This is a genomic window from Pedobacter sp. PLR (genome assembly GCF_026239675.1).
GTDB lineage: Bacteria > Bacteroidota > Bacteroidia > Sphingobacteriales > Sphingobacteriaceae > Pedobacter.
This window is the reverse complement of record NZ_JAPIVQ010000006.1, coordinates 384,165-394,295: the sequence shown is the minus strand read 5'-3', so window position 1 is coordinate 394,295 and position 10,131 is coordinate 384,165. Positions and strand designations below refer to the sequence as shown.

Genomic DNA, 10,131 nt, shown 5'->3' with positions numbered 1-10,131 from the left:
TAAGATTCAATATGTATGGGGCAAAATATTTTGTTAGCTTTCCACCAAAGAAAGAAAATTGTGTTTTAAAACTTTTTTCAGAAAAGCATCCCTAAAAATGACTATAAGAAAATTGCTTTATTGATGATTTAAACAACAAAATCAACCCAGTGGCAAAGCTATAAAATAAAGTTTGCTTCACAATAAAATCACCTGTGCTTTTAGTAAAAATTTAGATAGCTAAATCAATAAGTTAGAATAAGTTAGCCAAAATTACACGGCTGCTTAATAAATTGAAATTTAAACTGCCGTTAAGTCCTGATACAGGGGTTTTTGAAAAAACAAAAGAGGTTAAAAAAAATGACCAACATCCTCAAATTCGAAGATGTTGGTCATTTTTTAGTTATCGGGCAGGAATAAACAGCATCCTGAACCCAACAAAATAAAGCTATGGTTAAAGTGCCTTGTCCAGCCCTCTGTCTTTTAGCAGATATTTCATGTTTGGCTCCTGACCTCTAAAGGCTTTATATAAGTCCATTGGTTCTACAGTTCCACCTTTTTCCAATACGTTTTTACGGAAAGATCTGGCCACTTCCGGGTTAAAGATGTTTCCACTTTCTTTAAAAGCAGCAAAGGCATCACTATCCAGTACTGCCGACCAGATATAGCTATAATAGCCCGCTGAGTAACCGGAAGCGAAGATATGCTGGAAATAAGTGCTACGGTAGCGTGGTGCAATTTGTTTGATCAATCCATATTTATTCATTTCTGAACTTTCAAATTCCGTTGCATTCACGTCTTTCCCTGCGGGTACGGTATGGAATCCCATATCCAGTAAAGATGCCGCAAGGTATTCTACGGTTTCGAAGCCCTGGTTAAATTTCGAAGCATTCTTCATGCGGTCGATCAATTCCTGAGGAACAACTGCACCTGTTTTGTAATGTTTTGCATAAAACTGAAGTACTTCCGGCTCAAAAGCAAAATGCTCCATCACCTGAGAAGGCAGTTCCACAAAGTCGCGGGGAACAGATGTTCCTGCCAGACTTCTATATTGTACATTGGATAATAAGCCATGAAGGGCGTGTCCCATTTCATGGTAATAAGTAGTCACCTCATCCGCTGTAAATAACGCAGGCTCGTCACCATTAGGTCCGGAGAAATTACAAACGATAGAAACTACCGGCGCAACACGTTTCCCGTTTTCATAAGATTGTGTTGCATAAGAGGTCATCCATGCGCCACCACGTTTAGAGCTGCGGGTAAAGAAATCCATGTAGATGACACCAACATGGGTACCATCAGCTTCTTTCACCTGATACGCGGATACGTCTTTATGGTATACCGGAACTTCCGGAAGTAAAGTAAAAGTAATGCCATACAGTTTGTTCACCACCTTAAAAAAACCATCTCTTACATTGTCGATCTGGAAGTATGGACGTAATGCTTCTGCATCATAATTATATCTTTCTTTACGCACTTTATCTGCATAATGTGCCCAATCCCAGGCCTCCAGCTTTTCGTTGCGACCTTCTTTATCCATCACTTTCTGCATCTCTACCGCTTCTTGCTTAGCTACAGGTAACGCTGCGTCCCAAAGGCCGTTTAGCAGGTCGTAAGCTTCTTTCGGCGATTTCGCCATGCTTTCTTCCAATACAAAGTCAGCATGACTGTTATAACCTAATAATGCTGCTTTTTCTGCACGTAAGGCTACAATACGAGAAATGATCTTTTTGTTGTCATTCTCATCATCATGATTGGCACGATTGATATAGGCATTGTACATCTTTTCACGCAGGGCGCGATTTTCTGAGTATTGAAGAAAAGGAGTTACACTTGGTGTATGCAGGGTAAACCTCCATTTCCCTTCTTTTCCAGCCTGCTTTGCAGAAGCTGCTGCAACTGCTTTTACCGATTCCGGCAAACCGGCAAGATCAGCCTGATTGTCTATGATTAATTCGTAAGCATTGACTTCAGCCAGCAAATGTTGTCCAAAATTTAAGGTCAGCAAAGAAAACTCTTTATTAATGGCTCTCATTTGTTGTTGCTGTGCCTCGTTCAGGTTGGCGCCACTTCTCACAAACGATTTATAGGTTTTCTCCAACAGGCGCTGTTGCTCTGCGCTCAGTTTTAAAGAAGCACGTTTATCATATACGGTTTTTACTCTTTTGAATAATTCAGAATTCAGGTAAATATCGTCACTATGTTTCGACAATTCCGGAGCCATTTGCTGTGCAATTTTTTCCAGTTCAGGAGAGGTATTTGCGGAACTCAGGTTAAAGAACACCGTGCTTACTTTTGACAGTAACTTTCCGCTTTCTTCTAAAGCCACTACCGTATTTACAAAAGTTGGTACCGATCGTTGCTTATAAATTGCGGCAACCGCTTGCTGCTGTTGCTTCATTCCTTCCTGAAAGGCCGGTACATAATGCGCATTGGTAATTTTGTTAAATGGAGGCACCCCATGTGGAGTGTTATACGTTTCCATAAATGGATTTGTGCTTTGTCCCATTACCGTTTTATCGGTCACCAGGAGCATACCGCAAACTATAAGCATAGAAGGGATTCCTTTTTTTAAGTTCATTCTCTAATAAATTTATTAATCAACCAAAAAGCCTGGTAGCCCAGGCTTTTACAAAGATAATTTTTAAAACGGCTGGTGCTATTCTTAAAAAGTATCATTGTTGCAACAAAATTAAAAATAAGGTTATTTAAACACCGATAGTCACTGTTTTCATAAATTAGAAATCAAACTTCAACCGCAACCCTGTTCCAATCAGGTAAAGGTTTTCCTGCGTGAACTCCTTAATCGGAAGCTTCACAAATGGCTCTAAAGAAACTGATTTTCCCCTGGATATTTGCTGTTTGTAACCCAGAGAAAAGTTATAGAATCCAAGATAAGGATCTGTTTTAAGATTTGAAGTTTGCTTTTCTTCCGTCACCGTGGTACTCAACACATTGGCTTTAAAAGTCGTTGAGGCGGCGCTCCCCGGATCAACCGGACTGCTTTGCACCTGACTTTCCAGAAAAGTGTTTTTTTGATTTTGATTCAGTACCGCAAAGGCCGAGACCCCCACATTGGCATATAGATTTTTAGTCAGGCGATAACGGATTTCTAAAGGAATATCTATTCCCCGAAGGTTAGCGTCTACCGCTTTCAGTTCTTTACTGTTACCAGCCAAGCCTTTTGTCATTGTCGAAGGCATATCCTGTTGTCCCCCACCCGGAGCAGAAGCCATAGTTCTGGATGCGCCCATTTCATTGTAAGAGATCCCTGAATTGATGGATATCTTTTTACTCAAAGCGTAGCCCATACTCAGGCCATAGCCCATATTTAATTTCTTGCTGCTGCCAAAAGAAGGGGCCACCATTACACCCATCTCCCATTTGTCTTTCTGCATTGCTAATGCCGCAAGATTAGTACTGGCCCTTTTTCCTCTCGCATTGCCATTTTTAGATTCCTGCGCTAAAAACTCTTCCAGACTCTGTGTTTTTACTTCCGCAGGAGCTTCAGCGACCACTGCTTTTTGCTCCTGACGTTGTGCAGGAATAGCTATATTTTCTGGAATTGTTGTTGCCCTTTCCGAATTATTAAAAAAGGCTACCGCAGCATTTAATGGTTGTTGTATTATCGGATTTATAGCTTTCGCTGCGTTTGTCTGATTAGGCTGATCCGAAAGACCGCCTACAGTCATTACCTTCTGACTTCTGTCTGTGAAAGTGCTGCCAGACACTTTTGCCAATCCGCCTACAGTAGCAGGATTTACTCCTTTTCCTGTAATATCAGGGACAGAACCTGCAATTCCGGTTTCCTTAGTCCTTTCATCGGACTTCAAATCTTTCGCCAATTCAGCAGACCCCGAAACCTTAACCAGTGCATCAGACTTCGAAACATCCCCTCCGGGCGTTGTAGTTTTAGCAGTTTCCTCTTCCGTTGATCCCCTATGTTGATCTGAAGGTTTAGCACCGGTCAATATTGAAGGTTTCAGTCCTTCCTTTTTATCATTTATGAAAAATATAGCAAAGCCGATCAAAATCAACGCGGCAGCGCTACTCAGACTTCCCATCCAGAAAAACATCCCCCTTTTTTTTGCTGGCTTGCCGGAATTGAAATTTTCCCATGCCCCGGGAGCATAGTCTTCCTCATGAGCCATTAATTGCCCCTTGATATGAGCGATCAGCTCATCATCAGGTAACTTTATATGTTCATTCGGTTTCATCCTTATATTTTTATTTTTGTCAATTCCCCCATTCATCCCCTGTTATTCCTCTCGCGCGCCTTTTAATTTGTCTCAAAATCAGTAACCAATGATTTCGAATACAATATTCTTAATTTATTCTTTGCTCTGGTCAGGTAAACCCGACTGGAACTTTCCGGTATATTTAATAGTTTTGAAATCTCTTCATGAGAAAAGCCCTCCAGTTCATACATATTGAAAATCAATTTATGCGTTTCCGGCAGCTCATTCAATAACTTCATAATGTCTTGTACATGGAGTTGAGAAATGGCATTTAACTCTGTGATCGGTTGCGGCGGCTCTTCCATATCATCCACATATAAAAATGTTCTTTTACTACGTAAAAAATCAATTGCAGTACGGGAAGAAATTTTAGCCACCCATCCTTTAAATGCTTTTTGTAACTGTTCCGGATCTTTGGGCGCCCCAAACTGCCCTATTCCTTTAAAAATCTTAATAAAACAATCATTAATCAGCTCTTCAGCATCATTACGATCGTTGACATACCTTAAAATAACGCCCATTAAATACCCGTAAAATGATTTATAAACCACCTCCTTGCATTTATTGTCATTTTTCAAACATCCAGCTAAAACGTCCTCAAACTTGAGCATTCTTTTCTAACACCATTAAGATTTTTTAAATTCTTGATCATTGTCCGGATCAATCAGCTTTTGAAAGCTCTTTTTTTCCGAACTTCTTCTAAAACAGGATACCCTGGACTGCTAATTTACGCATTTCCAAATAAACCGCTTTAGAAGCCGGCCCATTAAAGAGCCGGCTGCTTTATGGTATTATTGTTTTAAGGCAACATTGTAAACTGCTGCTTTGAATTTTAGAGAATCAGTCTCTGCTTTGCCTTTAAATCCTTTAGCCCAAACGGTATAGAATTTACCTTTTTCAAGCTTCATTGCAGGAAGTGTCGCTTTAACTTCTTTAGTAACGTGATCTTTTACTTCCAGTGCAACGCTTTCACCTGGCTCTACATCTGTAAATACACTATATTCTTTAAATGCTTTGTTGCTGGCGATGTCCGTTGCAGAACCAGTGATGGCTAAATCTAAAGTTTGTACTTCAGGACTTGTATTGATGAAACGAACTTTCGCTTTTTCATTCACCTTGATACTATCTAACTTATCATTGATCGTTAAGAAGGCTCTTTTGCTACCGGTATCTACTAAAAATGTAGTATAAAACTTTCCTGACTGGTACAATTCATTTTTTGTCAAAAGGAATTTAGTCTTTTCTCTTTCTGTAACCCCAATTGCACTGCTACCAGGATATAAGCCCAGGTAGCCAATTTTAGCACCATATTTAAAGGCATCTTTATTGGCTCTTTGGCTACCGATTATAAAATCAAGTTCCTGAGTATCCGGACCAGCATGAACAATGGTCAACGCAGCCAGCTCAATTGGCTCCATATCATTGTATTTCTTTTGACATGCTGAAAAAACTACAGAAACCGCAGCGACTGCAATGAAAGTCTTAGTTATTGTTTTAAATTGGTTTGAAACGCTCATAATTAAATTTTTAATATATAAATGGTTAATTGTTGGCTCTTAGCCTTTTCCTCCTTAAACGGGGCTCCATTTAAAAACGCTACAACCACAAATAAATTAAAATGAAAAACCCCGCTACATTGCTGTAACGGGGTTTTGTATCCTATAAAAAAAAGACTAGATCAGATTTACGCTTCTACTTACAAAAGCAGTTAATTCCGCACCTGTTAACATTCCCTGCGCCAATAAAGCAAGATCTATGGCTTGTTTAGCCAATAATCCCTGTTCCTCTTCATTGTCGGTCAAAAGAATCTTACCAATCAGTTTATGGTTACCATTGATGGCTACTTTATAGCTATCCGGCATGCTGCCATATAAGCCCATTCCGCCACCCATTTGTGCCATTTCTTTCATGCGGCGCATAAATTCGTCCATCGTTACTGTTACCGGCAACTCTTCCGGATTCAGACCAACTACCTCTACCTGCATTCCTGGTTTGGTAATCGCTTTAGTAAAGATGTCAGTCACCTTTTTCGCCTGATCTTCTGTTAATACAGATTCGATAGCGTCATCTCTTTCGATCAGTTTATCGGCAACACTAGAATCAACACGTTTCAATAATGTTTTCTCCAGTTTATTTTCCAGGAAGCTGATAAAGTGATTATCGATTGCTGAGTTCATCAGCAACACATCGTAATCCTTTTTATTGGCCGACTGGATAAACGTATCTTGTTTAGAAGGATCCGTTGAATAGATATAAACTACCTGACCATTTTTATCGGTCTGGAAATTTTTTACCTTATCATGGTATTCTTCTAAAGTATAATTTTCGTTTTTAGTATTGGTTAGCAAGGCAAAATCCTTCGCTTTATCGTAGAATTTCTCTTCGCTTACCAGACCATATTTCACGAATAAACCGATATCTCCCCATTTCTCTTCATAACCTTTACGGTCTTTATTGAAAAGTTCCTGAAGTTTATCTGCTACTTTCTTCGTGATATAGCTATTGATTTTTTTCACATTGCTGTCTGCCTGAAGGAAACTTCTGGAAACATTCAAAGGAATATCCGGTGAATCAATTACCCCGTGTAACAACATTAAGAATTCAGGAACGATGTCTTTTACCTCATCTGTGATGAATACCTGACGTGAAAACAACTTGATTTTGTTGCGTTGCATGTCAAAATCATTCTTCACTTTAGGGAAGTATAATACGCCCGTTAAGTTGAAAGGATAATCTACATTCAGGTGAATCCAGAATAAAGGATCTTCTGCGTAAGGGTACAATTGCTTGTAAAATGCAAGATATTCCTCATCTGACAAATCTGCAGGTGCTTTAGTCCAGATCGGGTTGGTGGTATTGATGATATTATCCACCTCAACAGCTACTGTTTTTGGCTTTCCTTCTTCATCCTCACCATCGGCAACGTGTTCTGTTCTTGTACCAAATTTAATCGGTACCGGTAAGAACTTACCATATTTCTCCAGAATTTCTTCCAGTTTATTTTTGCTCAAAAACTCTTCTGATTCTGCGTTAATGTGCAGGGTAATTTCCGTACCACGAGTGGTTCTGTTACCTGCAGAAATTTCGAATGAAGTACTACCATCACAAACCCAACGTGCAGGTTCTGCACCATCCTGGTAAGAAAGGGTCTGGATTTCTACTAAATCCGATACCATAAAGGCCGAATAAAAGCCTAAACCGAATTTACCTATGATTTCGTTTGCGTCTTTCGCGTCTTTAAACTTCTCTACAAACTCACTTGCTCCGGAGAAAGCCACCTGATTGATGTATTTCTTGATCTCCTCAGCAGTCATACCTAAACCATTATCTGTAATGGTAATGGTTTTTTTATCCGCATCAACCGCTACTTCTACCAATGGGTTACCCAGCTCTCCGTTGTATTGTCCTAATGCAGCAAGACGTTTAATCTTTTGTACCGCATCTACTGCATTGGATACCAGCTCGCGCAGGAATATCTCATTGTCTGAATACAGGAATTTTTTGATGATCGGGAAAATGTTCTCCGTGTGAATGGAAATGGTTCCTTTTTCTTCTATGCTCATATGTTAACTCATTTTTAAGTACATAGCCTACCTATCAATGGCCATTCCAATTCAAAAATCTTGTCAAATTGACAGTAAAGCCGGGCTTAGTAATGCCAGATCATTCCCTTATTTTTATGTATAATTGTATATCCTACCAATTTATTTTCGCCTCATGATACCTGATGATCTCTATAAAACACTAAAAGATAACGGTACGATTTCTTCCGGATCTTTTGAAAAGATGACTGAAAAACAGCGAAGTCCATTATTCTCCCTGCACTGGGAGCTGAAGACCTTGTTGTATCTGGGCGTGATGATGCTCAGCTGCGGATCAGGCATCCTGATTTATAAAAATATAGACACCATAGGCCATCAGGCAATATTGGCATTTATTGCGGCCATTTGTGGCGGATGTTTTTACTATTGCTTCCGAAATAAAAAACCATTCAGCAGGGAATTAATAAAAGCGCCGGACGTACTTTTCGACTACCTGCTCTTGCTGGGCTGTCTTAGTTTTCTAACGTTCACCGGCTACCTGCAGTATCAATATCAGGTTTTTGGAACCCATTACGGCATGGCCACATTTATCCCGATGGTGGTTTTATTCTATGTGGCTTATGAGTTTGATCACTTAGGGGTCCTCAGCATGGCTATTGCCAACCTCGCAGTCTGGATGGGCGTATCTGTGACACCAAACCGACTACTTTCCAATGCCAATTTCGACAACCAAACGTTAATTTATACCTATTTACTTTTGGGCTTGATCCTTTTACTCGCTGGTTTCTTTTCTGAACGCTTCAGTTTCAAAAAGCATTTCCGTTTCAGCTACTTTCATTTTGGTATCCACATCAGCTTTATCGCCCTGGTGTTCGCTTACTTTAATAATTATGATTCTGGAATGGCCATCATATGGCTATTGATCCTATTTGCCCTGGCTTTCTACCTCTATCTCGATGCCTTGCATCATAAATCATTCTATTTCATGCTGCTAGTGATTCTTTATAGTTATGCCGCGGTCAGCATTCTTGTTTTCCGCTCATTGGATGGGATGAGTAATATGGGTGGCTTGTACTTGCTCTGTTTATATTTCATCATTTCCGCAGCAGCTTTAATCCTGCGCATCATCCGTTTAAACAAACAAATTAAGGCCTCATGATCATTTATAATATTACCTGGTTAAAGCACCTGATCATCCAGGATCAAATGAAAAAAGCACATCGGGCAAACAACCTGAATGCGGAAGAATTACAGGCGGTTCTGGAAAAATACCCGGTAGGCTTCCACAGCTCTAACCTGTTCTTGCGGATTGGCTTATTTCTGGTTACCACTACCCTTACTTCTTTTGCTTTTGGCTTTCTGAGCCTGGTGTTGAGCAATACCCGGTTAATGGAGAGTCCGGGCTACTTTGCTTTCCTTGGGGTTTTATGTTACATCGCGCTGGAAATCGCTGTTCGTACATTCCACCATTATAAATCTGGTGTAGATGATGCCCTGATGTGGACCTCAGGCATGCTCCTGCTAACAGCGCTTTACATTTTTCTGGATAAGCGTGCTTTTGGTTTTAAAGGTTATATCGATGAACTGATGCTTTCCGGATTAGTAATGCTACTGGGTACTTATTTTACCCTCCGTTTTGCGAACATGGTCATGGCATTGGTCAGCTTTTGCGCATTTATCGCCTTTATCTTTTTTGCCTGGAATAGTTATGGCTTTTACCCTTTCTCGACCATGCCTTTTCTGATCATTATCATTGCAGCGACGATCTATTCCTTTGTGCTAAAGCTCGACAAAAAGCACTGGATGTATAAAGACTGCCTCGGGATGCTGCAATTTGTCAGCCTGCTAACCCTCTATGCCGCTGGAAATTATTTTGTCGTCAGGGAGCTCGGCAGTTCCATGAACAAGGTAGTCCTGGCACCAGATCAGGACATTCCCTTCGGTTGGTTTTTCTGGCTATGGACCTTTTGTATCCCCTTTATATATATCGGAATCGGTTTAAAAAGAAAAGACGTTATTCTGCTCCGCGCAGGATTAATCTTAGTTGCAGCGGCCTGTTTTACCCTTAAAAGATATCACCATGTTGCTTCAATCGAAGTCGTATTGGTGGCTTCCGGGGCTTTATTACTGGGCATTTCTTACGGACTGATGCGCTACCTGGAAACACCGAAATATGGCTTTACGGTAGCCGAGCTTGATGATGATCATATGTTAGACAATCTCAAAGTAGAATCCCTGATAGTAAGTGGCACCTTTGGTGATGGACCCACCCCACCTGAGGGAAGCCGCATGGGTGGCGGCAGTTTTGGAGGAGGAGGCGCAACAAGCGATTTTTAAGTGACTACATTTGATATTCTGACGCCTGATCCTGC

7 protein-coding genes are annotated in these 10,131 nt (G+C 40.5%); 2 read left to right on the top strand and 5 right to left on the bottom strand.

The annotated features are described in order from the left end of the window. Positions 1 to 433: 433 nt before the first annotated feature. The 5 genes from OQX61_RS17065 to htpG all read right to left on the bottom strand — a co-directional run bounded on the left by OQX61_RS17065 (position 434) and on the right by htpG (position 7,780). The gene (locus OQX61_RS17065; protein WP_265843002.1) at positions 434 to 2,560 is read right to left on the bottom strand and encodes a M3 family metallopeptidase; all 2,127 of its coding nucleotides are present in this window, start codon (positions 2,558 to 2,560) and stop codon (positions 434 to 436) included. Positions 2,561 to 2,717: 157 nt separating this feature from the next. Continuing rightward, positions 2,718 to 4,196, bottom strand: coding sequence for a hypothetical protein (locus OQX61_RS17060; protein WP_265843001.1), 1,479 nt, complete (start codon positions 4,194 to 4,196; stop codon positions 2,718 to 2,720). Between the two features lie 62 nt (positions 4,197 to 4,258). Further along, positions 4,259 to 4,828, bottom strand: a complete 570-nt coding sequence (locus OQX61_RS17055; RefSeq protein WP_265843000.1) for an RNA polymerase sigma factor — start codon at positions 4,826 to 4,828, stop codon at positions 4,259 to 4,261. 180 nt (positions 4,829 to 5,008) lie between these two features. Next, on the bottom strand, positions 5,009 to 5,734 hold the full coding sequence (locus OQX61_RS17050) for a DUF4397 domain-containing protein (RefSeq protein ID WP_265842999.1): 726 nt from the start codon (positions 5,732 to 5,734) through the stop codon (positions 5,009 to 5,011). 156 nt (positions 5,735 to 5,890) lie between these two features. After that, a complete protein-coding gene (gene htpG, locus OQX61_RS17045) occupies positions 5,891 to 7,780 on the bottom strand; it encodes a molecular chaperone HtpG (RefSeq protein WP_265842998.1) in 1,890 nt (629 codons plus the stop codon). A gap of 154 nt (positions 7,781 to 7,934) precedes the next feature. Between htpG and OQX61_RS17040 the strand changes: the two genes are divergently transcribed. Further along, positions 7,935 to 8,918, top strand: coding sequence for a DUF2157 domain-containing protein (locus OQX61_RS17040; protein ID WP_265842997.1), 984 nt, complete (start codon positions 7,935 to 7,937; stop codon positions 8,916 to 8,918). Beyond that, the gene (locus tag OQX61_RS17035; protein ID WP_265842996.1) at positions 8,915 to 10,096 is read left to right on the top strand and encodes a hypothetical protein; all 1,182 of its coding nucleotides are present in this window, start codon (positions 8,915 to 8,917) and stop codon (positions 10,094 to 10,096) included. Before OQX61_RS17040 ends, OQX61_RS17035 begins: the two co-directional genes overlap by 4 nt. Positions 10,097 to 10,131 lie beyond the last annotated feature (35 nt).